This is a genomic window from Anaerobiospirillum sp. NML120449, assembly GCF_023051105.1.
In the GTDB taxonomy this organism is placed as follows: Bacteria; Pseudomonadota; Gammaproteobacteria; order Enterobacterales; family Succinivibrionaceae; genus Anaerobiospirillum.
This window is the reverse complement of the sequence record NZ_JALKIL010000026.1, coordinates 41,014-67,400: the sequence shown is the minus strand read 5'-3', so window position 1 is coordinate 67,400 and position 26,387 is coordinate 41,014. Positions and strand designations below refer to the sequence as shown.

Sequence of the window (26,387 nt, the reverse complement as noted above, 5' to 3'; positions counted from 1 at the left end):
CAAGATGAAGAGGGGCTACAATAGTAGTTTGTGTCAAAATGTCAAGATTATTTTAGGAAGATTTCCGATATTTAAGCTAAATTTCGTGGATTTCCTTAGCGATATAATTATGTTAACACTACCTGTTTAATGTCAAGCTTGACATTAAACCGTCTTGAGTCTTCAATCCGCAACCAGGCTAACGTTTCTGCCAACCAGGCTGATGCACGTAGCCGCATTCGTGACGCTGACTTCGCCGAAGAGTCTGCCAACCTGTCCCAGCAGTCCATCATTCAGCAGGCTGCTACCTCCATGCTGATGCAGGCCAACACCCGTCCTCAGCTTGGTCTGTCCCTGTTAGGCTAATACGCCCTGAGTTTCAAGGCACTCCCTCAAAGCCCTGAGCTTTGAGCGGCCTGCCATAACAAAAGGCCCTCTGGTCATCACGATCAGAGGGCCTTTTAGTTTATCTAATGCCTGAATCAAGAAGAATGGGCCTTCCATTGCAGCAATGGCGCCGGTGGCCATGATCTCACAGCGCCCGCCCATGGTACTGAGAAAATTGGGTAATGGCTTGCCTCAATATTAGCCCGTGGCTATGATGAGCCCCTACAGGCGCGCACTGACGCATAAGGCCAGCTATGGGGGCCTGATGGTCCCATTGCTGTCCTGATGTCTGTCTGCGCTGGTCTATGAGCCTCTGCGCAGCCTGAGCTTACTGCAGGTGAAAGAACATGAGTATTATCAGCTGGTATACCCTGATTGGTCTGATTGCACAGGCGGCCTTTGCCGGACGCATGATTGTGCAGTGGGTAATGTCTGAAAAAGCCAAAACCGTGGTCAACCCGGCCATGTTCTGGTGGCTGTCGCTGCTGGGCTCATTCATGATGAGCTTCTACGGAGCCCTGCGTGAGGACTTTGCCATTTTGCTGGCTCAGACCGTGTCCTTTTACATCTACATCTACAATCTCAGGCTCAAAAGGGAACTGGGGCGCTTTGGCCGCCTGGTCCCTGTGCTCATCATGCTCTCACCTCCGGTCATGATCATCTCCCAGACCGGTGACTTTGCTACCTTCGTTGAGCATTTCCTAAACGGTCAGACCATTGGCTATGGCTGGCTGCTCTTTGGCCTTGTCGGTCAGTTTCTCTTTTCCTTTCGTTTTGTCTATCAGATGTTTGTCTCGCACAGACGCAAAGAGTCAGTGCTGCCGCCTGCATTCTGGTACATCAGCCTTATGGCCGCCATCATGGTCCAGATATACGGGATCTACCGTCTTGATGTAGTGCTTATCCTCGGACAGGTAGGCGGAATGGTCACCTACGTCCGCAATATCATGCTCCACCGTCGCTCTGTGCTTGCTGCCAGTGCTCAGGCATCTGATGACAGTGGTGGTGGCCAGCAGACTGCAGTGAGTGCTGCAGCTGCAGCCCATCACAGTGCCTCAACCAGTGATGATGCCACTCATCAGTCTGACCATACCAGTACTGCTGCCCATGAGGTTGCTGCCAGCCCAGCTGGTTCTGCCCATCAGAGCGCTGTTACTGCTGAGGCTGCTGCCCAGCCAGCTACAGACAATCAGGCCTGGGCTGATACTGCGAACAACGGCGCCCGCGCAGCTCAGCGGCATGATGCAGCTCCATCCCACATCCCGGAGCAGGCTCATAGCCTTAGCTCTGATGATGCCCTGACTAAGGCTCATCAGCCTGAGCCTGCAGCATCTCCTGCTGCCACTGAGCAGACTGCTGATGCCAGGAGCATATGATTTCAAGCCAGGGGGCTGTGAGGGCTGAGACTCATTACATTTGCCTGCAGCCACTGTGCACTCTGTGTATCCCCGGCATCACCTGGAACAGGTCATGGGATAAATTATCCCCAGGCCCAGTACTCTTGCTTGCAGCATCAGCTGCAGTCACTGCGCACTCTGTGTATCCCCGGCACCACCTGGCTCAGGTCATGGGATAAATTATCCCCAGGCCCAGTACTCTTGCTTGCAGCATCAGCTGCAGTCACTGTGCACTCTGTGTATCCCCGGCATAACCTGGATCAGGTCATGGGTTGAATCATCCCCAGGCCCAGTACTCTTGCCTGCAGCATCAGCTGCAGTCACTGTGCACTCTGTGTATCCCCGGCACCACTTGCTCATGCTATGGGATGAATCATCTCCATGCCTGGTACTCTTACCTGCAGCATCAGCTGCAGTCACTGTGCACTCTGTGTAGCAAATGTGCATTCTGTCTATCTCCGGCACCACTGACCGCAAGGCATGAGGCGGGGGCGTCCCATCGCCTGTATCGTTTCCTTAAGCCTCAGTGCAGTGAGCTGGTGTAAGCGTACCTGCGCGGTCCTCAGGTTACTCTCTGTCTCATAGAGAGGCTTATGTTTATCCTGCGTTTATCATGAGTTTATTCAGCATATGACGGACTGTTTATCTGTGCAGGTCAAATGGCTTGTTTATCCCTTTTGCTGGCCTATGGGGCGCCTGTGGCGCTCTTTTTGCTTCAAAAAGGCAGGCAATGTGCTCAGATATCAGAATTTGACCTGTATAATCCCATTTTTTTCGTGTTGTGGTCGGGAATAAGACCAGACTGTCAGGCCATATGATGCGCTCATGGTATGAGAGCGCCTGGCTCCCCCATGCGCTGCTGGCGCCCTGGGGCCCCTGGCGCAACTGGCGCAGTCAGGACCATGTCCCTGTCCCTGTCTTATTCTCTGTAAGGGTATACAGTACCTGCCAATTTCCAGGCGGAAGTGAGAGAGACCGCCTGCCTGTTGTTTTATCTTACCTGGCTGCTCCAGAGGCTTTATGGAGCCTGACCGGGCCCAAGATAGCGGCGAAGCTATATGAAATCCAATAGAATTTATTTACTGGCTCTGCTGTCAATATTTGCGGCTTTCCTGCCTGCAGTATTACTGCGTGATTTCAACCCGCTTAATGAGCTCAGCTACCTGGCTATAGCCAGTGAGTCCATGGAGCGCGGATCTTTCTTTGCCTTTTACCAGGACGGCTCGCCATATGCCGACAAGCCGCCTCTGTATCTGTGGATATGCATGCTCTGCCTGAGCATTGCTGGTCAAAATGCCATGCCTCTGGTACTGCTGGCCTCAGTAATCCCTTTTATCTTCGTCCTTTCGATCATGGATCGCTATCTGGGCGTGGATTTCCGCCATCAGGAACGCCTGCTCATTATCCTGGGCATGTGCTCACTGCTCTTTGTCGACGTGTTGGGTGTCATTGCCCGTATGGACATGCTCTTTACGGCTGTGATGCTGCTTGCCTATATGAAAATGGTAAAGCGCTATACCCTCATTAAGGAGCTCGGTCCCTCAGCCCCACGTCCCAAGTACGGCAATCTCTCCATTCCGCTGCTGCTTTTCCTGGGTGTATTTACCAAGGGCCCGTACGGCTTTATCTTCCCGGTACTGTCCCTGGTCGCCATGATGGCCTTTAACCGCGACTTAAGACGCTTCTTTGTCGTTTTCCGCCCTTACTACTTCATTATCATCCTGCTCATGACCGCCCTGTGGGCTGGTATGGTCTACCTCGATGGCGGTAAGGCCTATGTTCACAATCTCTTTATCGAGCAGAGCGTCAGGCGCGTTACCTCTCTGCCAATTCACCGCGAGCCTTTTTACTACTATCTACAGAACTTCGTCATCCTCACTGTCCCTGTGGGCCTGTGCTTTGTCTACTTCCTCGTGCGTCAGATACGCAACAGGGAGACACTTGATATCAAGACCCAGGCATGCCTGTTCTTTACCCTTACCACTGTTCTGGTTATCTCCATCCCGGTAAGCAAGCTTGAAGTCTACATGCTGCCGGCTATTCCTGCTGCCTATTACTACGTCATGCTCTCCTATCGCCAGATGCAGCTCAACGCCCGTCTGCGCTATGAGATTCAGACCCGCATGCAGGCTGAGGAAACAGCTCTTGCCGAGGTGCGTGCGGCCAATACCGCCCGCGCCATGGCCCTGACCTCACTGCGCACCAGCGTGGTTGAGGGAGCAGCCGAGGCCGAGGCAGGCGGCGCCCTGGATACTGACCTTCATACTGGCAGTTCATCCCCTGACTCTCAGGGCCGGGACTTAAGTGGCTCAGGTGCATCCTCTGTGAGCAGTGAGTTCAGGTCAGAAAATGACCTGAAGTCAGAGACTGGCCTCAAGTCAGATAATGACCTGTCTTCAGTTACTGCTCATGACTTACAGACCGGGGAGAGTACCCATACACCTGACTCTGATGAGTCTGCTACATCAAAGGCAGACAGTGACAGCGTCTCTTCAGGTGCTGCCCTGGCTGCACTGCGTGACAGTAAGGGCAAGCTGGTAGCATCCAATGAAAGCGCTACTGAAGAGGAAGATCGCAAAAAGCCTGACTGGAAGAAGGTAGCTGACTTCCGTGCTGCGCAGCGCCTTGAGGCCTGGCGTGCCGGAAAGCTTGATGAGCCTGAGGGTGATGATAAGGAGAGCTCAGCTGGTAAGAAGCACGGTGCCTCACGTCTGGCCAGCCGCCTGTCCGGTATTCTGGCTGCTGACCACCATGCCCTTGAGGTTGAAAGCGCCAGCGAAAAGAGCTCCCGCAGTTTAAGGGACCTCTCACAGGCATCTGAGCCTGCAGACTGTAAGTCCAGTGAGGACAGGGACCTGTCAGCTGATACAAAGGACAGGAGCATCTCTTCAGAGAATACTCAGTCCCATGCTGACTCCTCTACCGCTACCGGCACAGCTCATACTGAGTCCGACAGTGCTGCCGTCCAGGATAAGAATACTGACTCCGTCCTTAACTCTACTGCCAGCAGCGACGCCGCCAGGGCTGAGTCCTCTCAGGACAGTGCCGATACTGCCGGGCATACCGACAGTGAGGACAGCTCCAGCGCCACTCAGTGCGCCTCTCAGGGTGCTGCTGACCCACAGAGCAGTGACATGGCTTCAGATTCACATTCTGAAGACGCCCAGGCTGCTCAGAGCTCCTCTGATGCCTCCGATGCCTCTAATCCTGCTGGTGCCCCGGATCAGACTGCCTCAGAGTCTGCAAGCACTGAAAGCACTGCTGACAGTGGTGCCCAGTCCACTGAATCTGACAGTGCTGAGCAGGACCATAGCAGCGCTGAAGTGAGCTCCGTTGCTCTCTCCTCCAGTGGTGAAAACGGTGCTGATCTTACTGCCTCTGCATCTGCCTCTGGTACTGTCAGTGCCGGGGACAACAGCGCCGCCAGTGGTAAAGGTGCTCAGGACTGTAAGGCTGACAGCACAGCTGCTGCCTCACATGGAGCTTCTGATTCTCAAGACCAGTCAGCAAAGAGCTCTGTGTCTGCATCTGACAGCCATGAAGGCTCTGACGCTGCAGCCGCCCGCGCCGCTGATGCCATTTCAGCTGTAAGTGATGACAGCGCATCCCAGAGCAGTGAATCTGCAGCTCACAGCGAGGACAATACCTCCTTAAGTATTACCCCTGTCTCCCAGGGAGCTGACAGCGCCAAACAGGCCGAAGCCAGCGCCACACAGGCCGATGCCGGCTCATCCCTGAGTGATGACAGTTCATCCCAGAGCAGTGAATCTGCAGCTCACAGCGAGGACAATGCCTCATTAAGTGCTACCCCTGCCTCACAGGGCGCGTCCAGCGCCACACAGGCCAATGCCAGCGCCACACAGGCCGATGCCAGCTCAACACAGGCCGATGCCGGCTCATCCCTGAGCAGCGACAGCGCTATGACTGTTACCTCAACTGATGAGAGGGATGAAACCGCCCTTTCTGAGTCAGGCAGTGCCGCAGCTGCAGCTGATGTGACTGTTCCACCACAGAGTGCTGACGCTGCTGACTTATCTCAGGTAGATGAGTCTGACAGTGCCGCAGCATCCCAGGACGCCGCAGCCCTGTCCTCAGCTCATGCTGTCATGGACGGAGAGGCTTCGGGGCGTGCAGGCAGTGAGGCTGAGAGTGAGGATAATAGTGCTGCTGAGGCTGATGCAGGCGGTGAACGCGTCGAGCTTAAGGATGATGCCGCTTTTGAAAGTGCTGCCGCCGCTGCTGTCGAGGCTGCCTTTGCAGCCCATGAGCAGGCTTTAAAGGACAGTGGTACTGATCTCAAACCAGGTGAGCTTAAGGTCAGTGTTACCACCATGCCTGATGTGCATGATGCTCCTGTGGCAAAGAGCACTGTTACACCGGGCACAACAGTCATCTGTCCTGCGGCCTCCATGCCTCCAGCGGCATCGGACATTATGGCTTCAGGGGCTCTGTCAGGCCCTGACAGCGGCTTTGAGCTCAGGGGATCGGCACGCCGCATTACCGCCGCCAATGAACCTCAGGATGAGGAGCATCATGATGACAGTGTTGCTGAGCGCAGCGAGGCTAAAGGCAGCGTCTCAGATGAGGGTCTTATTGATGCTGCCCGTGTGCGCTCCCGCGTAGCTGCCATCATTGCCGAGAAACTGGAAAAGCGTCCGCGCAATGCCGGTCACCGTGGTGTGGAGATTATCGGTAACGGTTACTTCCTTGCCGGTATCAGCACAGTAAGCGAGCGTACCCGCATCCCGCTGCTGCTTACCCTGTCCATGATGCTGCCGGTAATTGTCTACATGCTGCTCTTCCCGGCCTATTTCGTCATGTACGACAAAGTGCTTCATCTGCAGCATCCTGTCATAGGCGTAGCCTTTGGTGTGCTGTGCTTTGCCAGCCTTATTGCCCTGTTCTTCCTGTTAAGCCGTCTGTTTATCTTCTCAGTGGCCGCCATAGGAGCAGGAACCCTGGGCTTTGTGTTCTTTGCCGGTCTTGCCATGCCTCATCTCAACAGCTTCATTGGCGCAGGTGAGATTGCCCGGGCCGTCACAAAGGCCATTGATGAGGGCGGCTCCCCTGAGACCTGCATACTGCGTATGAAGCATGGCATTGATTTGCACTTCTACGATAAACGTATCACTGTCAATCAGGTGGCTGCCGACATGGACCGCTGCTTTGAACAGCAGTCCAATGTGGTCTTAAGCCGCAAGGGTATTAAGGAAAGACCTGACCTTGCACAGAAGATGCGTGAGCGTGGTGCCTTTATGATTGGCGACAGTCTGATTCTGCCCGCTGCACCGGCTGACAACACCCTCAATCTCAATAGCTCCAGCAGTGATGTCGATACTCTGCCGCAGTACCTTGAGATTGATAACAGGGATGAAGATCAGCAAGCCACGGAGTCAGAAGATGACAAGGGCGCTCCCGAGCAGCTGGTCATACGCCACGATGAGCAGCACCTGAGATAAAGTCAGGCTCACAAAAAAGCCGTACGGCAGCAGCTGTACGGCTTTTTTCGTGGTCGCACGAAATTTTGTGTGAATATCCGTCCTTTTACAGTTAAGATCCTCAGCTGAATATTATCAGGCAGCTAGGCCCGCCCGGGCTTATTCCCAGAGTGCTGGAGCAGGTACCCAGGGTACGTGCCAGAGGCACGCCTGCAGTGGCCTGTGCCCCTTACGACCGTGCCCCCATACGGCCGTAGCCATATTGGGCTGTGGCCCTACAGGGCCATGACCTGGGGGTCAGAGACAGTGCTCCTGTACCAGGGCAAGGAGCCCGGCGCTTTATGGACTTATGCACATTGCATGGTCTGCCCGGCTCCTCTTCAGTCGCGCAATACAGGGCTTTCAGTACTGTAAGATGCCTTACGGGAACTGGTGGTTTCCCGGGGGCATACCGGGGCTTACTCAATCTAAGAGGAAAGGATCTTGAAGATTCTTATTACCGGTGTGGCCGGTTTTATAGGCATGCATCTGTGCCGCAGACTGTGCGCTGAACATGAGATAACGGGTATTGATAATCTCTCAGGTATCACCTATGAGCAGTCCCTTAAAATCGACAGACTGTCCGAGCTTGGTCTGCATCTGGGCTCGCTTGAGGCTGATCATCTCAAATCAGGTCAGCCGGTAAGCTCTGAGTGTCTGACCTTCTGTCTTATGGACCTGTGCGATCGCAATGCTGTGGGCAATCTCATAGCTGAGGGCGGCTTTGACCTTATTATCAATCTTGCTGCCCTTGCCGGAGTGCGTCTGTCCTCAAGCATTCCCGATCAGTATATGGCCTCCAATGTCACCGGCTTTTTCAATATCCTGGAGTCCCTGCGTGAGCTTAAGCTCAAGGCAGAGCATGACAGTACAGTCAAATGCCCGCGTCTTATCTTTGCCAGCTCCTCCTCTGTCTATGGTGAGTGCTCTGAGGTGCCTTTTTCTGAGAGCAATACTGACATCAATCCTGTCTCCGTGTATGCCGCTACCAAGAAAATAGACGAGACCCTGGCCCGCACCTATGCCTCACTGTTCAAAATAGACAGCATCGCCCTGCGCTTTTTCACTGTCTACGGTCCCTTTGGCCGTCCGGACATGGCGCCCTTTATCTTTACCCGCAAGCTCCACTCAGGTCAGCCCATTCATCTGTTCAACCACGGCAGACAGCGCCGCGACTACACCTATATTGACGATATAGTCGAAGGCATAGCCGCCATTGCTCAGGGCCCCGATCAGTCAGGCAGCGCCATTCCTTTTGATGTCTTCAACATAGGCAATGGCTCACCTGTGGACCTTGGGGACTTTGTCGCTACCCTGGAGGAAATATCCGGCATCAGGGCCCAGGTCATACTCGATGACAAGCAGCTGGGCGATGTGGACCAGACCTGGGCTGATGTCAGCCGCCTTATGGAAAAGTACCACTTCCGTCCCCACACCACTCTCAAAGAGGGCCTGACGCGCTTTTACCAGTGGTACCTGGGCTACTACGGCCGCAAATGACACTACCAGGCCGGGCCTGTCCATGCAATGCCAGGCCTGCCGGCCCGACAGCTGCCGATGCCAGGCTGATACAGTTACAGACACTGCTCTGATGCAGAGTCAGAACCGGTCTATGCAGACGCAGGCTCAGCCTGATGAAGTCGCAGACTGTGGTCTGATGCCGGCGCCAGGCTGAACTGATGCAGTGGCCTGACCGGTCTGCATGCAGCTCAGGCCGGGCTGGTACTGTTCTGGCGCTCATAATCAAACGGGGCCCGTCATGGTCAATGACGGGCCCCGCGTCGTATGGGCCGGACTTAACAGGCCGGGATTAAGGTCAGCCTGGCTGGACCTGCCTTAGTGATCACCGCTGCTGCTGGCAGTGGTGCCGGCGGAGCTGACGGTCTGGGCAGGGGCAGGGCTTACGCCGGTGGCTGCTGCAGAGGCTGCTGCTGTGTCGGCAGCGTCAGCCGGGGCCGCAGCCGGGGCCGCAGCCGGGGCTGCGGTCAGACCTGAGGCCGGATTGCTTTTGAGCTTTTTGATGCGCATGATGGCCATGACGGTGACACAGAGTACTCCGGCTGCCTGGACAGCGTAGGTGTAAGGCAGGGTAATGTGATGGGCCATAAAGCCAATCACGGCAGGGCCAATGAGAATGCCGGAAAAGCCTACGGCATTGACCACGGTTACTGAGATATGGGGCGGTACTTCCTTAATGCGGGCGGTAATGGAGACCAGCTGTGGTACTACATTGGAGGCGCCCACGCCAATGAGGGCAAAGCCGGCAAAGGCAGCGGCAGGATAAGGGATAAGAATAGCAGTAAGGTAGCCTGCCACAATAAAGAGAGTGCCAAAGATAATGACACGGCCACGACCAAGAGCGCTGACAATGCGATCGCCAGTCAGACGGAAAATGGTCATGGTAATGGTAAAGGCTGCAAAGCCGTAGCCGGCATGCTCAAGAGAAACCCCGCGCTCAGAGTTGAGGAATACACCTGACCAGTCGAGCATGGATCCCTCGGTCATAAACATGATAAAGCACATAAGGCCGATAAGCAGGACCGTAGGGTGAGTGTAGTGACTCATCACGCCGCCTTTTGGGGCGGCCGCACGGGCGCTGGCGCCCGCCTGGCCTGCTGCGCCGTCCGGGGCAGCTGCACGGTCAGCCGGGGCGGCGTCAGCGGCCGCAGCGCCGTCGGAGGCGCCGGTATCAGGCAGGTGGACGGTGGTGAAGAGGTGGCGGCCGCCGGTTATCATCAGGACCACCAGAATGGCCGCTGCGTAGATACCGGTAAAGGCAAAGGGAAAGTTGATGGACAGCAGGAAGGTAACGCTCAGTGAGCCTGTGAAGCCGCCTACGCTGTACAGGCCGTGCAGGCCGGACATGACGTTAAGTTCGGTGCGCTGCTCTACCAGGGCTGCGTTGATATTGGCCACCACATCGAGTATTACCGAATTGGTGCCCATGATAAAGAGTATGGCCGCCAGCAGATAAATACTGGTGACAAAGGGAATGAGGGCAAGACAGGCAGCTACGGCAAAGGCGGCAAAGTAAATGGGAGCACGGCAGCCAAAGCGCGAGCTGAAATAGCCTGAGGTAGGCATGGAAACAAAGGATCCTATGCCCATGCACAGCAGCAGCAGTCCCAGATCGTTTTCATTAAGGGCAAAGCGGTCCTTGATATAGGGAATCATGGGAGCCCATGCTGCAACACAGAAACCGGCTATTAAAAAGGCAATGCGGTTGGAGTTGATAAGCTGCTTGTGAGAAGAAGTGATGGCCATAAAGGTACACCCGGAAAAAAGTAAGGTTGATGCCGTCATCAGCTGCCGCCGCAGCACTGTCATCGTAGCCCCGTCTTCAGGCCTGCGCCGCCCCGGCCTCCCGGCAGGGGCGGGCGCAGGTGCGGGCCTGATGGGGCCGGGCATTTCCCTGGTGATTTCCGTGGAGGCAGGCCGGTGCAGTGATGCGCAGGCATGCCGGGCCGCGCCATGACCTGAGGCTTAAGGGGCCGGACCGGCTGCGCTGTCAGGTATGAGTCCTGGCAGGCAGGGCAGCGGCCGCCTGGCCTGTGGGCAGGGCGGGCGTGATTTTGCAGCATGGGGTGGGAAAATGCCGGGCTTAAGGGCGGGGCGATGAGCGCTCAGCGCAGGGCAGTGCGGGCAGGGCCTGCCCTGTCATGGCCGACCGGCCGGACCTGGCGGCAGGCCAGATTACGGACCGGGCGGCAGGCCAGCTTATGGACCTGCCTGCAGGGAATGGAGGCCTGTGCTCCTGTGGGGCGGGCGCCTGAAAGGGCAGCTGACGGCAAACGTTGTCATGGCCAATTTTATCATTATTGCTGCTTCTTTGGCGGCACGGCACAGGCAAGATTATTGTCCCCTGCAACAGGGGCTGTATAGCGGCTGCGCATCCAGATAAAGGCCAGCAAATCACAGGCTCCGGAAAAGGCGCGGTTGAAGAAATTGAATTTGGACTTGCCGTGATAGCGCTGCTGATGGCGTACCTTTACGGCTACTACCTTATGGCCCGTGAGCAGGGTCAGGGCGGGCAGGAAACGGTGCATGCCCGAGAACAGAGGCAGGGAGCGGGCAAGGTCGCTTTTGATTATCTTGAGCGGGCAGTTGGTATCGCTCATGCCATCGTGGGTAATGGCATTGCGGATTTTGTTGGCAAGGCGTGACTGAATACGTTTGGACAGGCTGTCGCTGCGCCGGGCTCTGATGCCGCAGATTAAATCGCCCTCATGCCTTCTGGCCAGCAACAGCTCAAAGTCATCAGGAAAGGTCTGCAGATCGGCATCGATATAGCCGGCCCACTTTGTCTGGGTATGCTCAAAGCCGGCCTTTAAGGCACCGGTAAGGCCGCAGCGGCTGACCAGAGAGATATAGAAAAAGCCGTGCAGGGCATTGGAATTTTCCTTGATGATGGTAAGAGAGCGATCCTCTGATCCGTCATTGACCACCAGAAAGCATACCTTTACCGAGCACTTGCGCTGATACTCACGCAGAGCCTCATACAGGCGCGGCAGACTCTCCTCTTCATTGAAAACAGGAACAATCACAGTAAGGTCATAATGGGAGTGGACGAGGTGGTGGAGCATCGTCAGTATCCTTTCACGGCGGAAGATAAAAAGGCAGTATCACAGCCGGCTCAGCCTGCGCAGCCCGGCTGAGCCTGGTCACAGCGTACCAGCGCCCGTGGCGCCGGCTGCGCTGCGCCGCTGCCTGTCCCGGGCCTCACAGCAGGGGCCCGGTGGTTTTGAGCATGTTCAGCCGCCCGGCCCGGCCCGGTACCGGGCCGGCGCCGGCGCAGGCGCAGGCTCGGCGGAGCGGCTGTCCTTTAATGATATTACCAGCAGGGGGCGGCCCTTTAGCTGCCCTGAAAAAAAACAGCCCGATCCTGTGGGGATCGGGCTGCTTTTATTGGGGCACCGCTGGCGCAATGCTGGCGGCGCTTAGAAGATTTCGCCTTCAGTATCGACGTTGGAGCTGTCGATACCGGTGTTGCGAATGCTCTTTGCGCTGGAGCCATCGTCGATAACGATCATGCCTGGAATGGCCGGCTCGGCAATCTCGCGGTTACTGGTCCAGGTAAGACCATAAGGGCGCGGAATATCAGCTGAAGGCAGACCCTCCTGAGCGCGTTTGAAGAAGTTTGAGAACATTGGCAGCGCAGTAGCACCACCACTTTCTGAACCAATGGCGCGGGTATAACCAAGGTCACGGTCATTATCAAAGCCTACCCAGGCAGTAACCACCATATTGCCATTAAAGCCTGAGAACCAGGCGTCATGGACATTATTGGTAGTACCAGTCTTGGCATGAATGTCATTACGATCAGTCATGCGTGCGGCCTTGGCGCCGGTACCGTAGTAAGGACCGTTAAGACCCTTGCCGCCATAGACATTGGACTTCATCAGCGAGGCCACCAGATAGGCATGGCCGTGACTTAAGATCTGCGGTGCAGTCTTGTACGGGCTGTCAGGGTTGCCAAGGCTGTCAAGATCAGCAAGGGCGGCTACAGAAACAGAGGCGGTGTTGCCCGGCTTTACCACAGCCGGACCCTGTCCGGCAGCATCGTTCTGGGCAACGGCAAAAGGCACAGCTACGTTCTCATTGCCCGTAGCTCCGGCCATGCCGGCAGCATCAGTGCCCTCCATGCCCGGGGCGCCGGCGGCGCCCTCAGGGCCTGGCTGCTGGCCGTCAGGATCCGGACCTTCAACTCTGTCCATGCCCTGAATCTGGTTGGCTGCCTGGATTTGCGATGGAGCCTGGGCATTGTCCAGGTTTGCCTGGTTGCCCTCATAAACAGCCTGGGCCAGATACTCGGCCGGATCGTAAAAATCGCGATTGAGATTTGGGAACACAGTCATCTCAGGCTTATTGACGAAGGTGGCCAGAGCAAGGTCACGGGCATTTGGCTTGTAATTCCTGCGGAACTGCATGGAAATGGCGTTTTCAATGGCATCTGGCAGAGTGTGATCAGCAATCTTTGGATAGGCGCGATACAGCTCCTGACCGTTATCGAGCTCAATGCGCTCAATAAGATGCGGAGTGATCTTGTAGCCGCCATTGGCAAAGGCCGAATAGGCTGTGGCCATTTGCAGAGGAGTAAGCTCTACAGAACCAAGAGCCATGGACTCACTTTGCTGGAACTTTGGCACCATGATGTTGAACTTGCGCAGGTGCTCTACGGCATTAGGCACGCCCACATGACGTATGGTGCGAATAGCAATGGAGTTCTTGGAGCGGGCCAGACCCTCACGTATGGTCATCAGACCGTCAAAGCGGTTTGGTGAGTTACGTGGCTGCCACCAGCTGCGTGAGCCTATGTCCCAGGTCTTGATTGGCTCATCAGGAATAACCGAGTTCAGGGCTATACCGTAGGCTATGGCCGATGAGTAGATAAATGGCTTGAAGCTTGAGCCGGTCTGACGCAGCAGCTGGGTGGTGCGGTTGAACTTGCTCTTTTCAAAGTCAAAACCGCCGGCCATGGCCAGTACGGCACCGCTCTTAGGGTCAAGGGAAATGAGCGCGGCCTCAACATCAGGTATCTGAGTGAGCATCAGCACTTCACGCGGCTGCGTATCCTTGCTGCCATCTTTAGGCTCTATGGTCTTTACGTAGGTAAAGATAATGTCGCCGGCAATGAGGAACTGACCTGGCAGTGAGGGCAGTTCGCCCTGCTTTCTGTCAGTGACAAATTCGCGGGCCCATGACATGCCCTCCCAGGTAAGCAGCTTCTGCTCGCCCTTGGGGGTAAGCACAGTGGCAGTACGGTTTTCATCATCAACTGTGAGCACCAGGGCCGGATCAATGCTGCGCAATTTGTTTTCACGGCGCAGTATGTCCATGGTGGCATCATAATCAAGATCGGCATTAACCTCGGCAATGCGGGCAGCCAGCGGATTGTTGTTTTCCACACCGGCGATGAGATCACGGTAGGTATAGCTGCGCTTCTGGGCGCTCAGCTGCTGGGCCAGCTCCAGGCGGGCCTTGATAATGACACCGTTATTGGCGCCGGCATTGGTACCGTTTTTGGCCACTGGCTGTCTTTCGCTGCCGCGCAGACCACGGGTCGGGTCATAAATGTTATACAGCGGACCACGGTAGCCATGGCGCACATCGTAAGCGGTAAGAGAGCTGAAAATAGCGTCGTGGGCAAATTCCTGGTAGCGTGAATCTACAGTGGTGTAGATCTTAAAGCCTTTGATATAGGCGTTTTCGCCATATTTGGCTATCACGGCCTGACGGGCCTCTTCAGCTACATATGGGGCATAGGCCTCAAGAGGGGCTGAGTGGAAGAAGGCTCGTGACGGAGCGGCGTCAGCTGTTTCAAACTCTTCAGGGGTGATATAGCCCAGGGTGAGCATACGCTGGAGCACCAGATGACGGCGGTCCTTGGCGCGCGTTGGGCTGGTAATAGGGTTTAAGGTGGAAGGGGCCTTTGGCAGACCGGCAATGGTGGCGATTTCAGCCAGGGTCAGATCCTTGAGTGCCTTGCCATAATAGGTCTGAGCAGCTGCAACTACGCCATAGGAGCGGTGGCCCAGTGCAATCTTGTTCAGATAGAGTTCGAGAATTTCCTCTTTGGACAGTACCTGCTCAATACGCCAGGCAATGAACACTTCCTTGATCTTGCGCTCAAGGGTACGGTCACGGGTTAAGAAGAAGTTACGGGCTACCTGCTGGGTAATGGTGGAGGCACCCTGGGAGGCACCGCCTGAGGTGGCAGCTACCACCACGGCACGTAAAATACCAACAGGGTCAATGCCCGAGTGCTCGTAGAAACGGGAATCTTCAATGGCAAGGAAAGCCTGCTGCATCTTTTCCGGGATCTCGTTGAGATCAACAGGAATACGCTTGTGCTCGCCGAACTCACCAATTAACTTGCCGTCACTGGTGTAGATCTTCATCGGAGTTTCAAAGCTTACGTGCTTGAGTTCCTCAACGTCAGGCAGTTCCTCCAGGGTGGAGTAATAGCCCGCCGCAACGACGCCGCCTGACAGGGCAGCACCGAAGAGACCGGCCCAGAAGACTGCTCTTGCAATCCTGATAGCTTTAGAAAACACCACTTTGCTCCTTGCAAAAAATAATGTGAACTCTATATTTTAGCAAAATAAGGTCTTAACCATGCAATTTTCGTCCCGCATCGATACAGGCCCCGGCGCCATTTTCCCGCCATCGCCCATGCCTCCGGCTGGCGGCAGGGCTGCAGCCGGGGCACGGGCAGAGCAGCGCCAGGGCAGCGGCCCCGGGCCCGGTCCGCACTTGTCGCGCTGCACAGGCCGCTGGCGCCAGGATACAGCCCCGGGCCCTGCTCTTAACTGGTGCAACACTCTCATGACTATGGGCAAGTCCCGTCCCGGTGCCTTATGCTGATGCAGCCACCGGGCCGGGCAGGGCATGGCCCCGGCGGCGGCATCAGCAGCTGCAGCTGCGGCTGCAGCTGCGACGCGCGCCCGGCTCTGACGGGCGTGTAAGCGGCGTCCCGGGACAGGCCGCCGATGACAGAGGAGATGACTGTATGAGATTTGACCGGCCGGTATTTCTGGTAGGCCCCATGGGCGCCGGCAAGACCACCATTGGCCGCAGGCTGGCCCAGAGTATCAATGGCAGCTTTCTTGATCATGACGATTACATAATCGAGCAGGCTCACATGTCCATTCCCGACATCTTTGCCTCAAAGGGCGAGCCTTACTTTCGTGAGCTTGAACATGACTGTCTGCGCAGCCTGCTCGATGAAATCTTTTGCCCTGAGCATATAGTCAGGCCGGCGCAGCTGCCTGCTGTCATTGCAGGGGGCGGCGGTGTGGCCGGCCGCGCGGACAGCCGCGCCCTGATAGCTGCGCACAGCCTGTGCCTGTATCTGCATCTTGATGTGGAGCATCAGTATGAGCGCGTGCGTCATGACCAGAACCGTCCCATGATTAATGTTCAGGACATCAGGGGACGCCTGAGCGAGCTCTTTGCTCAGCGCGATCCTCTGTACCGCTCAATTGCCCTGGCCGTAATCGATACTGATGACAGCATTGACAACATAGTGCAGCGCTGCCTGCAGGCCCTGAGCCCGCACCAGCTTTAGCTGCCCGGCCGGGCAGCCGCTGCCGGTCAGCGGCGTCAGCCAGGCTGACGGCGCGTGACCTGCCCCTGTGCCCAATTAAGTGTAAGGAGCCTTTTGATGGATAAAGTTCATATTGCCCTTGGGGATTATTCCTACGATATTGCTATCGGCCACGGTCTTGATGTGGGAGCCCTGGTAAGACAGGCTCTGCCAGAGCGTCGTGACATTATGATTGTCACTAACGATATTGTGGCACCGCTATACCTGGAAAAAGTACAGAAACAGCTTGAGGAGCATGATTTTGTCTGCCGCAGCTGCATTCTTACCGATGGCGAGAGCCATAAGGACATGAACAGCTACATGCAGATCATGACTGATCTGCTCAGTGCCGGCCTTGGTCGTGACTGTGTGCTGCTGGCCCTTGGTGGCGGTGTGGTGGGCGATATGACCGGCTTTGCGGCCGCCACCTATCAGCGTGGCGTGGACTTTGTTCAGGTACCGACCACACTGCTTGCCATGGTGGACTCCTCGGTAGGCGGCAAGACAGCCATTAACCATCCGGCCGGCAAGAACATGATTGGCGCCTTCTACCAGCCAAAGGTGGTCATAGCCGATCTGGACATGCTCAAAACCCTGCCTGAGCGTGAGATTGCCGCCGGTATGGCCGAGGTCATCAAATATGGCGTGATTCTCGACCAGGAATTTTTTGATTACCTCAACAGGGCATCAGGTTTTGCCGGGCTTGATCAGTCTTATGTGGTCAGGCGCTGCTGTGAGTGGAAGGCCCATGTAGTCTCCCAGGATGAAAAAGAGCATGGCATGCGTGCCCTGCTCAACTACGGTCATACCTTTGGTCATGCCATTGAGGTGGGCATGGGCTTTGGTACCTGGCTTCACGGCGAGGCCGTTGCTGTGGGCATGGCCATAGCCGCCTTTGTCTCATATAAGACAGGCAAAGGCATGAGTGAGCAGCAGTGGCTGCAGATAAGAGACATACTGCCACGCTACGGTCTGCCTAAGGCTGTCCCGGCAGAACTTACGGGCGCTGACTTCATTGCCCACATGCGTCATGACAAAAAGGTCAAGGCAGGCCGCATCAACTACGTAATACCTCAGTGTATTGGCAGGAGCTTTGTGTGCAACGATCTTGTCGACGAGCTCATTATCGACCTTATCAACCAGTACCGCTCCCTGACCTGACAGGCCATATCCGGCCATGCCTGGCCCAGCCCTGCATGAGCAGGGCTGAGGCCAGGGCGCCCGCCCGGCCTCCGTCCGGGCCCATGGCGTCAGGGGGCGCCCGGCCGTGCCGGGACGCTGATGACGCCCCGGACAGTGCGGCCGGACCCTGGTCTTTTGTTGTTATAACTTTTGGCAAAGGCCGTTTTCCAGGCTAAAATTGCAGGGATAAACAAGCTCCATATCCTGATTAATATTCATTAGTTAAGATGGTGGAGATGGTGATTTTGTGCACCCCAATTCTCTCTGGTGGTTTCTGCCCGGGGCCTCTTTTTGGACCTGGACAGACAACGGGCCGCCGCTCCAGTGGTGCTTTTGAGCCTCGCTGGTGCTGACTTGCTGTCCGTAACTTAAGGAGCCTTAACCCCGGTACCTGCCGGGCAGAGTGCATCTTTGATGCAGCCTGCAGCATGGAATGAACCTGCACTGCCCCGCCTGTGGTGGCGGTCGTGCCGGGCAGAGCCTGCGTGGCAGGGATGGAACAAGGAAACGACCGTGGACATAGAAGCACTTGCCTCTTTAGAAAGTCAAAAGCGATTTTGTCGGGAACTGGTAAATAATGTAGTTGCCAACGAAAGTTTTATTCTTCTGTCCGGTGACAGCGGTTCAGGACGTACCGTAGTCTGTGAGCAGATAGTCAACGAGACTGACTCCAGAATGCGTGCCGTCTTTATTCCCTGCCACAAGGACATGGCACTGCAGAGACTGCGTGAGCTCTTTTTACAGCAGATGCTGCCCAGCGGTCAGTTCGATACTGACATCAATCTGGCAGATGCTCTGCAAAAGGCCCACATTCCCTACAATCACAAGATTCTTGTAGTCGTTGATGACATCGACAGTGTAGTATCTTCTTTCTACAACGAGCTGCTGGCTCTTCATGAGCAGTTTGCAGGTCAGGGACGTTTTGCCTTTGTGCTCGTCTGTCACCCGCTGTGGGCCGAGGAAAAGGTCAGTTACTATGCAGGCAAGGCCGAAGTGCTGTCCATGCAGATACCGCCGCTGAACATCCAGGAAGCCATGGTGCTCTCGCGTCACATGTTTGCGCTGCAGAATACCATGCGCATTTACAATGCCATTTCCAACAAGCTGCCGGACGCTCTGGCAGCGGCCAAAGGAAATATCAGCCAGATTATTTCAATAACGGAGAAACTCATGAAGGATCCGACCACGCCATCGGTAAGCAATGACAGAGGCCGCTCAGGCGGCAAGGTCAATGCGCCTAAAGCAAAGAAAAAGAGCAGCTCAGTAGGTATTTTCGTCACCATTGTCTGCATTATCATCGTGGTCGCCTGCCTTATCCCAATCTTCCTTGGAGGCAGCCTCTTCGGATCCGATGATGAGAGCAGCCGTCCTGCTCAGTCTGTGGTAGCCAATGGCGAGGGCCTGGTGCTCAACAATGGTCCTGAGGACTTCAAGGGCCTTGATTCAGACGAGGGCGTGCTCCCTCAGGGCGTGCCAGGCGGTATTGATGCCGAAGCTGCAGCTCCAAAGACCGAACATTCCGTAACCCTCTCAGGCAAAGAGCTTGAAAAAATAGAAGGCGGAGCCAATGGCTCTGCCTATCCCCGGGGAGTGGGAGGATCTGTAGCTCAGCAGCAGGCGCCTGCCAAACCTGCCATTCCTGTCCTGCGCCGTGGCGACAATTTCAACCATGTTGATGCCAATGCCCAGGGTCAGATTACCCATATAGTTGCTCCACCTGTGGTAAGCCAGCAGGAGCTCCAGCAGAAGCTGGCTGCTCAGCAGGCTGCCCAGCAGGCTCTGGCAGCCCAGCAGGCCGCTCAGCAGGCTGCCGCCCAGGCAAACCGTCAGCCACCTCACAATCCTGCTGATCGCGCTGCCCTTGAGCAGGCTGCCATGGACAAGTTAAACCAGGATCGTGCCCAGGCTCAGAGGGCAGCTCAGCTGGCTGCCCAGAAGGCTGCCATGGAAGAGGCTGACCGTCAGCTGGCCGCCCAGCAGGCAGCCCAGAAGAAGGCAGCTGAGCAAAAAGCTGCCCAGCAGGCTGCAGCTCAGAAGGCTGCCCAGCAGGCAGCTCAGCAGGCCGCCGCACAGCAGGCAGCCCAGCAGGCCGCCGCCCAGCGTCCGGCCCAGCCAGCTCAGCCGGCCCGTCCTCCATTACGTGCAGGTCAGGTCATCAGCCTTGCAGATGAGCAGCGCCAGCAGGCCGCCGCCCGTCAGCCGGCTGCTGCCGCCCCTGTTCACAATGGCAACGGCACTGAGGCCACAATCGACCAGCTGCGTAATCTGCCAGACGGCCGCTACACAGTTCAGATTGTTTCCGGCTCCAACCGCGCCAATGTGGCCGCAGCAGCCCGTGGCCTGTCCGGTCACTACTGGATTGTGCCAAGCTCCCGTAATGGCCGCCCATGGTTCATTCTCATGGCCGGTGACTTCGGTTCACGCGAGGAAGCCATGGCTGCCGCCCGGAACATCCCACGCACTGTGTCTCAGGGAGCTACTCCTTTTGCCAAGCGCGTGTCCGATGCCAAGGCCGAAATCAGACAGTAATTCAGGAACTTATGTAACCTGAACCGACATATGGGCCCTGTGCTGCAGCGTAACTGCGCTGCGGTGCAGGGCCTTTATACTTGCCAGGACCTGGGCCGCACCAGGTCTGCAGCTGTGGCCGGCCTCCCCGGCCTGCAGCACAGCACAGCTGGGCTGCGGCGCACTGTGCATGCAGCCGTGGCAGGACGCTCCGGCCCTGCAGTAACTTCCTTTTACTTTTTTGTTTGGCCTGAATAATCGGGCTCTCAGAGCACTGAGGCTCTGCTTACCTGACATTTTTAAATTATGGAAAAGAAGCATTTAATCGCCGGCTCCATTCTGGCAGCCGATCTTCTGGATCTGGGCAATGACATTCAAAAGGCTCTGGATGCCGGTGTCGACATCATCCACTTTGATGTTATGGACTACCACTTTGTGCAGAATCTGACCTTTGGTCCTGATCTGCTCAAGGCTATCAGAGGCCGTTTCCCTGAGGCCGTGCTTGATGTGCACCTCATGGTTGATCCGATTAATGACAAGATTCTTACTGACTATGCCCGCGCCGGTGCCTCCATGATTTCCTTCCATCCTGAGGCCACCCCTCATGTGGATCGTTATCTGTCCTTTATCCGTGAGCAGGGCTGTCAGGCCGGACTGGTGTTCAATCCAGGCACCGATATCTCCTGCCTTGACTATCTGTGGGAGCGCCTTGATTTCGTACTCATCATGACCGTAAACCCAGGCTTTGGCGGCCAGAAGCTTATTCCTTCCATGATGAAGAAGATTGCCGACGTCAAGGCCATGGCTCAGCGTGCCGGAAGGGACATCCGCATCGAGGTCGATGGCGGCGTAGCCCCTGATACCATTCGTGCCTGTGCCGATGCCGGTGCCGAGCTCTTTGTGGTCGGATCTGCCCTATTTAACAAGGACGATTACGCTCAGGTAGTTAAGAACCTGCATCAGGCCATGGCATAATAATCAGGCTCAGCACCACGCAGCCGCTCAGCTGCCGCTTGCAGGCACCAGGCCTGCATCGTCTGTGGTATGCGCGGCAGCCCAGGCTGGCATAACGCGCCGGTCGTTTTCAGTACAGTAAGGAGTTTTGTATGAAGCTGGAGTTCAGGCCAAAGGCCATTTTGTTTGACCTTGATGGTACTTTGCTGCACACTTTGCCGCAGCTTTCTCTTGCCGCCATAGCAGTGGCCCGTGATATGGGGCTTGAGCCTCCTTCCGTGGAAAACATGAGTCATTACGTAGGCAATGGCCTTAACATGCTGCTGTGCCGCATTATCCTTGGTCGTCACGATGTCAGGGTCGAGGAAGTTCCGGAGGAGCAGCTCAATCAGGCCCGCGAGCTTTTCTCCCGCCACTACACCCGTGGTCTGAGCACCGACTTTGAGGTTTTTGAGGGAGTGCGTGAGGGCTTTGAGTGGTTTAAGGCCCATGGCATAAAGCTGGGCGTGGTAACCAACAAGCCTCATGTCTATGCCGTACCGCTGCTGAGCTACGCAGGGCTTACTCCTTATCTGGGCGGCATTCTGGGCGGTGAGGTACTCAAGGAGCGCAAGCCTGCCCCTGAGCCTCTGTACCATGTGCTCAGAGAGCTGGGCGTAGAGCCTGCTGACGCCCTGATGGTGGGTGACTCCATCTCCGATGTCAATGCAGCCCGTGCCGCCGGCATGCCATGCGTGGCCTTTACCTACGGCTACGATGGCGGCTTTGACCTGCGCACCACCTGCGATCCCGATTACCTTTTTGACAGCTTTGGTCAGCTCACCGAGCTCATCAAATCACTGCCCGAAAGACAGGCCTAGACCCGCCACGGCCACCCTGGGCACGCCACGGCCACCCAGGGTGTGCCATACGGCCGCTGCCCTGGCAGTCGCATGCCAGGCCGTGGCTGCCAGATGACCTGATCCCTGCCTGTTAAGGTGCATGGGCCGGGATAAGGTCAGCACTCAGTTATCATAAGTATTCATACAGGGCAGACAGCAAGGCTGCTCACAGCTGTGAGCTGCCAGGCTGTCTGAAGCACAGGGGCGGCCCACTTGAGGCCGCCCCTTGCGTGCCTGTCGCATCTGCCCTTAACCTGCCGCGAGGCAGTATCAGTTCAGGAACCTTTTATGGCCAAAGATATTATTTTTTCAGGCATCCAGCCTTCAGGAGAACTCTCAATAGGAAATTATATTGGCTCCTTACGTAACTGGGTTCCAATGCAGGATGAGTCCGACTGTATCTTCTGCGTAGTGGATCAGCACGCCATCACCGTGCGTCAGGATCCTGATATGCTGCGTGAGACTACCCTCAATACCCTGGCAGTTTTCATGGCCTGCGGTATTGACCCGGCCAGGTCCATCATCTTCCTGCAGTCCCATGTGCCAGCTCATACTGAGCTCAGCTGGGTCTTAAACTGCTACACCCAGGTAGGTGAACTCAACCGCATGACCCAGTTCAAGGACAAGGCCAAGCGCTATGAGAGCAATATCACTGCAGGTCTGTTCAACTACCCTGTGCTCATGGCTGCCGACATCCTGCTCTATCAGGCAAAGAAGATTCCTGTAGGTGACGATCAGCGCCAGCACATCGAGCTGACCCGTGACATTGCCGAGCGCTTCAACAGCATCTACGGTCAGACCTTTACCCTGCCTGAGGGCCTGATTCCAAAGGCCGGCGGACGCGTCATGTCACTTCAGGATCCGGGCAAGAAGATGTCCAAGTCCGATGACAATCCAAAGAATGTTATCCGCATTCTTGAGGAGCCAAAGTCCATTCTCAAGAAGATCAAGAGCGCCGTTACCGACAGTGATGACCCTCCTGTAGTTGCCTACGACTGGGATAAGAAGCCTGGCGTATCTAACCTGCTTGAGCTCATGTCTGCTGCCACCGGCCGCGATATCAATGAGCTCGTTGAGCACTTCAGGGGCTCCATGTACGGCACTTTCAAGGCCGAAGTAGGCGAGGCCGTAGTGGCCATGCTCGAGCCTGTACAGCAGCGCTATAAGCAAATCCGTGGCGACGAGGCCTACATGAGGGAAGTGCTTAAAAAGGGCGCCGAAGCCGCCTCCGAGCGCGCTCAGAAGACTCTCGATGACGTCTACAGAAAGATTGGTTACATAGTCCTGTAGTCCCTCACGGCCCAAAGCTGCCCTGGCCCTCACGGCCCCCGGGCAGCGCCGGGCCGTGTCCACATCCGGCTGTTGGCCGGCTCCCAAACAAAAGCCCTGAAATCCTTAAGTGGACTTCAGGGCTTTTGCTTTTCTGACAGGCCAGAACCGGCCCGCCATGCAGGCTTTGGACAGGCCGGCTGCGCCAGGACCGACGCCGGTGCTGCGCCGGGCCTGCGCTCTTAGTGGTTGAAGCGCAGGGCCATGGCCTTGCCCGGCTCTGAGCAAATCCTGCTGTCGGCAACTACCAGATTGCCTGAGGCAATGGTGTGGGTGACCATGCAGCTGAAAGATTCGCCCAGCATTGGGGACCACTTGCACAGGGAGGCAATGTCATCCTGAGTTACGGTGTAGTGAACGCGCGGATCGATGATGGCTATATCGGCAAACCAGCCTTCCTTGATGGCGCCGCGCTTTTCAATGCCAAAGCGCTCGGCCACATTGATGGTAGCGGCCTTTATGCCTTCTTCAAGGCTGATTTCGCGACGGCGGGCCAGCTCAAAAATGACATTGAGGCTGAACTGCACTGATGGCAGGCCTGAGGCCACGTTGAGGTACTTGTCGCTCTTCTTGACGGCCAGCTCATGAGGGGCGTGATCGGTGCCGACAGTGGAGATTACACCGGTGCGCAGTCCCTTTAGCAGGGCCTGACGGTCACGCTCAAACTTGACGGCCGGGTTGCACTTTAAAAAGCCCTTGAGGCGCTGATAGTCACTGTCGTTGAAGAACATGTGAGGGATACAGACCTCGGCTGATACCTGGCGCTCATGTAAAGGACCGTGGGCAAACTGAGCCATCATGGCTACTTCCTCAGCTGAGCTCAGGTGCATGATGTGCAGGCGCTTTCTGGTGGCCAGAGCAGCTTCAATGGCCAGTTTTGAGGACTTGAGGCAGCAGTCGCGGTTGCGGATCACTGGATGCATTTCAAAAGGAATGTCATCGCCGTACATTTCCTTTGCTTCGGCGGTATTGGCGTTGATGATGCCATTGTCCTCGCAGTGGGTGGCTACCAGAGCAGGTGAGGCCTCAAACATCTTATAAAGGGCGCTGTCATCATCAAGCAGCAGATTGCCTGTGGTTGAGCCCATGTAAATCTTGATACCGGCAATTTCATGAGGGTCAACGCGCTTGACCTCCTCAAGATTGTTCTCACCGGCGCCCAGATAGAAGGCGTAGTTGACCATGCTGTCACGGGCGGCAATGGCCTTTTTGTCATGCAGGGCCTCAACAGTGGTGGTGGACGGGCTGGTGTTAGGCATTTCCATGTAGGAAGTCACACCGCCCAGAGCTGCAGCTACGGACTCAGTGGCAATGGTGCCCTTATGCTCAAGACCAGGCTGTCTGAAGTGCACGTGGGCATCGATAAGACCTGGCAGCACCAGCTGGCCGGTACAGTCAATCTCACGATCGGCCTTTTCATTGATGGAAGGCTCAATACGGGCAATGGTATCGCCCTCAATCAGGATTTCTGTCTGGCGGAAACCACTGTCAGTAAGAGCAGTAGCATTCTTTAAAACAATCTTGGACATGGTTTACCTCATTTGATAACCGGCACTGACAGCCCCATTGGTTCTGATCTTCTGCTGCCTTGATCTCAGCTCAGTACCAGCTGTGCTGTCGCTTTCCATAGTTTAACAAATTGAGCCGCCTGTGACGCCCCGCCGCCAGCGCAGCCGCCATAGCGGCCGCCAGAGCCGGCAGCTGCGGCAGCGGCCGGGCGGCCGGGGCCATGGCTGTGACCAGGCACCGGGCTTTTGCATGGCCCATGGCCAGTCCGTGACCATGGCCCGGACTGGGGGCAGGATCATGGGGGCGCATTTTGAGGGAGGGCGGGACTGAAATTATCAAAAGAAAGTGAGCTGTGCGTCATTGCTGCAATATGGATCGGCCGGAGCATTTCGCGCCTGACAATTAAGGTTACAATAGCTTTGCCAGGGTTAATCCCTGTAGCCATGAGGGCGCACCTGGTCGCAGCGTAAGGACAGGCCATATATGCGCACAGAAGAAGTGTGGGCACCACGGATACGCCGTGCATGTTATCTGGTGCTGCCACAGACTATGTGCAGGGGCCGCTGGGCCGCAGACAGCACCGCCTGCCGGGTGCCCATGGGTTTTTATATCATCAGGTGTTTTCTTTTATGGACAGATTTGACGAGCTGGCTGCTCCACGTTTTACTATCAAGGATGTCGAGGTTCACGAGCAGACCCGTCTGTACGAAAGGCGTTTTGCCCTCGATCTCTACCGTGTTTCCCACCGCAAGTTCAACGGACACACTACCCGTATTCTCGACCGCATTATTTTTGAGCGCGGTACCGATGCCGTAGCCATTCTTCCTTTTGACCCGGAAAGTGGTGAGGTTGTGCTCATCGAGCAGTTCCGCCCTGGCGCCTTAAAGGATCCTGTATCCCCATGGCTCATTGAAATCGTGGCCGGCATGATTGACAAGGGTGAGAGTGAAATTGAGGCCGCTATCCGTGAGCTTCAGGAAGAGTCAGGCATCAAAATCACAGCTGAGCACCTGCACTACATCAACTCAGTGTACCCAAGCCCGGGCGGATGCTCTGAGCGCGTCACTCTCTACATTGGCAAGATCAAAGCTGACCATCTGCTAAGCCATGGCGGTCTGGACAGCGAAGAAGAGGACATACGCATCTTCAAGATTCCGGCCCAGAAGGCCTTTGAGCTGTGCCGCAACGGCCGTATCTGCAATGCCGCTGCCCTCATGGCTCTGCAGCATCTGCAGATTTACTACGATGAAATCTGTCAGTCCTTTGCCCAAATCAAGGACTAAGCCCCGCGCCGACCTGCGCATGCGCGCATGACGCAGCCATACTGCCGTGTCCGGCAGGACTGAGCGCCATGCCGGCGCCGCTGCAGCAACGGCAAACGATGTCAGCCCTGATGGCCGCCTCTGGTTGTCAGGGCTGTCTGTTTTCCGGCCGGCGCATACTGCGTATGCCTGATGGGCCTTCACAGGCACAGGCACAGGAACAGGCACAGGTATGCTTTCACAGTGAGACTGGCATCAGGGACATGGGGCTTTTGCCGGTATAGTGGCATGGGCAGGGAGCACAGTGAACGCTCAGGTTTAAATCACACGTATATTTAGCGGTCATAGAGGCTGTTGGGACGGGCTGTGATATGTGGTGAGGGGCCTTTTGTGTGATTTATGGCAAATTTGCTGAAAAAAGTTCTCCAATCTGCGCA

At 56.1% G+C, this 26,387-nt stretch carries 14 protein-coding genes and 1 pseudogene; 11 read left to right on the top strand and 4 right to left on the bottom strand.

Annotation, left to right across the window (positions count from 1 at the left end; all coding sequences use genetic code 11):
* Nucleotides 1–147: 147 nt before the first annotated feature.
* The 4 genes and pseudogenes from MXE41_RS08510 to MXE41_RS08495 form a co-directional block, all read left to right on the top strand.
* Nucleotides 148–345: pseudogene (locus tag MXE41_RS08510) on the top strand (flagellin); the annotation flags it as partial.
* Nucleotides 346–713: 368 nt separating this feature from the next.
* Nucleotides 714–1,742, top strand: coding sequence for a lipid-A-disaccharide synthase N-terminal domain-containing protein (locus tag MXE41_RS08505; RefSeq protein WP_247100190.1), 1,029 nt, complete (start codon nucleotides 714–716; stop codon nucleotides 1,740–1,742).
* A 1,079-nt stretch (nucleotides 1,743–2,821) separates the two neighbouring features.
* Nucleotides 2,822–7,222 carry a hypothetical protein gene (locus MXE41_RS08500; protein ID WP_247100189.1) on the top strand — a complete coding sequence of 1,467 codons (4,401 nt, stop codon included), beginning with the start codon at nucleotides 2,822–2,824 and terminating at the stop codon, nucleotides 7,220–7,222.
* Between the two features lie 462 nt (nucleotides 7,223–7,684).
* A complete protein-coding gene (locus MXE41_RS08495) occupies nucleotides 7,685–8,740 on the top strand; it encodes an NAD-dependent epimerase/dehydratase family protein (RefSeq protein WP_247100188.1) in 1,056 nt (351 codons plus the stop codon).
* A 336-nt stretch (nucleotides 8,741–9,076) separates the two neighbouring features.
* Here the strand turns inward: MXE41_RS08495 and MXE41_RS08490 are convergent, their stop codons facing one another.
* The 3 genes from MXE41_RS08490 to MXE41_RS08480 form a co-directional block, all read right to left on the bottom strand.
* A complete protein-coding gene (locus MXE41_RS08490; RefSeq protein WP_247100187.1) occupies nucleotides 9,077–10,504 on the bottom strand; it encodes an MFS transporter in 1,428 nt (475 codons plus the stop codon).
* Between the two features lie 551 nt (nucleotides 10,505–11,055).
* Entirely contained in the window at nucleotides 11,056–11,823 is a 768-nt protein-coding gene (locus MXE41_RS08485; RefSeq protein WP_247100186.1) for a glycosyltransferase, read from the bottom strand.
* Nucleotides 11,824–12,177: 354 nt separating this feature from the next.
* Nucleotides 12,178–15,297 carry a transglycosylase domain-containing protein gene (locus tag MXE41_RS08480; RefSeq protein ID WP_247100185.1) on the bottom strand — a complete coding sequence of 1,040 codons (3,120 nt, stop codon included), beginning with the start codon at nucleotides 15,295–15,297 and terminating at the stop codon, nucleotides 12,178–12,180.
* Nucleotides 15,298–15,749: 452 nt separating this feature from the next.
* Between MXE41_RS08480 and MXE41_RS08475 the strand changes: the two genes are divergently transcribed.
* The 6 genes from MXE41_RS08475 to trpS all read left to right on the top strand — a co-directional run bounded on the left by MXE41_RS08475 (nucleotide 15,750) and on the right by trpS (nucleotide 23,140).
* Nucleotides 15,750–16,307: a shikimate kinase gene (locus tag MXE41_RS08475; RefSeq protein ID WP_247100184.1), complete on the top strand. Its 558-nt coding sequence runs from the start codon at nucleotides 15,750–15,752 to the stop codon at nucleotides 16,305–16,307.
* A 96-nt stretch (nucleotides 16,308–16,403) separates the two neighbouring features.
* Nucleotides 16,404–17,486: a 3-dehydroquinate synthase gene (aroB, locus tag MXE41_RS08470; RefSeq protein WP_247100183.1), complete on the top strand. Its 1,083-nt coding sequence runs from the start codon at nucleotides 16,404–16,406 to the stop codon at nucleotides 17,484–17,486.
* A gap of 534 nt (nucleotides 17,487–18,020) precedes the next feature.
* Nucleotides 18,021–20,036, top strand: coding sequence for an AAA family ATPase (locus MXE41_RS08465; protein ID WP_247100182.1), 2,016 nt, complete (start codon nucleotides 18,021–18,023; stop codon nucleotides 20,034–20,036).
* Nucleotides 20,037–20,321: 285 nt separating this feature from the next.
* A complete protein-coding gene (gene rpe, locus MXE41_RS08460) occupies nucleotides 20,322–20,990 on the top strand; it encodes a ribulose-phosphate 3-epimerase (protein ID WP_246977244.1) in 669 nt (222 codons plus the stop codon).
* 131 nt (nucleotides 20,991–21,121) lie between these two features.
* On the top strand, nucleotides 21,122–21,829 hold the full coding sequence (locus MXE41_RS08455; RefSeq protein WP_246977245.1) for an HAD-IA family hydrolase: 708 nt from the start codon (nucleotides 21,122–21,124) through the stop codon (nucleotides 21,827–21,829).
* Between the two features lie 309 nt (nucleotides 21,830–22,138).
* Nucleotides 22,139–23,140, top strand: coding sequence for a tryptophan--tRNA ligase (trpS, locus tag MXE41_RS08450; RefSeq protein WP_247100181.1), 1,002 nt, complete (start codon nucleotides 22,139–22,141; stop codon nucleotides 23,138–23,140).
* Between the two features lie 221 nt (nucleotides 23,141–23,361).
* On the opposite strand, the gene MXE41_RS08445 is transcribed toward trpS, so the two are convergent.
* On the bottom strand, nucleotides 23,362–24,708 hold the full coding sequence (locus tag MXE41_RS08445) for an amidohydrolase family protein (protein ID WP_247100180.1): 1,347 nt from the start codon (nucleotides 24,706–24,708) through the stop codon (nucleotides 23,362–23,364).
* Between the two features lie 609 nt (nucleotides 24,709–25,317).
* On the opposite strand from MXE41_RS08445, the gene MXE41_RS08440 reads away from it, so the two are divergent.
* Complete coding sequence (locus tag MXE41_RS08440; RefSeq protein WP_247100179.1) at nucleotides 25,318–25,971, top strand: NUDIX domain-containing protein; 654 nt, start codon at nucleotides 25,318–25,320, stop codon at nucleotides 25,969–25,971.
* The last annotated feature ends 416 nt before the right edge of the window (nucleotides 25,972–26,387 follow it).

What these genes read in the sequence shown, in the direction of transcription:
- MXE41_RS08505 (WP_247100190.1), top strand. Translation starts at nt 714, where the DNA reads ATGAGTATTATCAGCTGGTATACCCTGATTGGTCTGATTGCACAGGCG.
- MXE41_RS08500 (WP_247100189.1), top strand. Translation starts at nt 2,822, where the DNA reads ATGAAATCCAATAGAATTTATTTACTGGCTCTGCTGTCAATATTTGCG.
- MXE41_RS08490 (WP_247100187.1), bottom strand. Translation starts at nt 10,504, where the DNA reads ATGGCCATCACTTCTTCTCACAAGCAGCTTATCAACTCCAACCGCATT.
- MXE41_RS08485 (WP_247100186.1), bottom strand. Translation starts at nt 11,823, where the DNA reads ATGCTCCACCACCTCGTCCACTCCCATTATGACCTTACTGTGATTGTT.
- MXE41_RS08475 (WP_247100184.1), top strand. Translation starts at nt 15,750, where the DNA reads ATGAGATTTGACCGGCCGGTATTTCTGGTAGGCCCCATGGGCGCCGGC.
- aroB (WP_247100183.1), top strand. Translation starts at nt 16,404, where the DNA reads ATGGATAAAGTTCATATTGCCCTTGGGGATTATTCCTACGATATTGCT.
- rpe (WP_246977244.1), top strand. Translation starts at nt 20,322, where the DNA reads ATGGAAAAGAAGCATTTAATCGCCGGCTCCATTCTGGCAGCCGATCTT.
- MXE41_RS08455 (WP_246977245.1), top strand. Translation starts at nt 21,122, where the DNA reads ATGAAGCTGGAGTTCAGGCCAAAGGCCATTTTGTTTGACCTTGATGGT.
- trpS (WP_247100181.1), top strand. Translation starts at nt 22,139, where the DNA reads ATGGCCAAAGATATTATTTTTTCAGGCATCCAGCCTTCAGGAGAACTC.
- MXE41_RS08445 (WP_247100180.1), bottom strand. Translation starts at nt 24,708, where the DNA reads ATGTCCAAGATTGTTTTAAAGAATGCTACTGCTCTTACTGACAGTGGT.
- MXE41_RS08440 (WP_247100179.1), top strand. Translation starts at nt 25,318, where the DNA reads ATGGACAGATTTGACGAGCTGGCTGCTCCACGTTTTACTATCAAGGAT.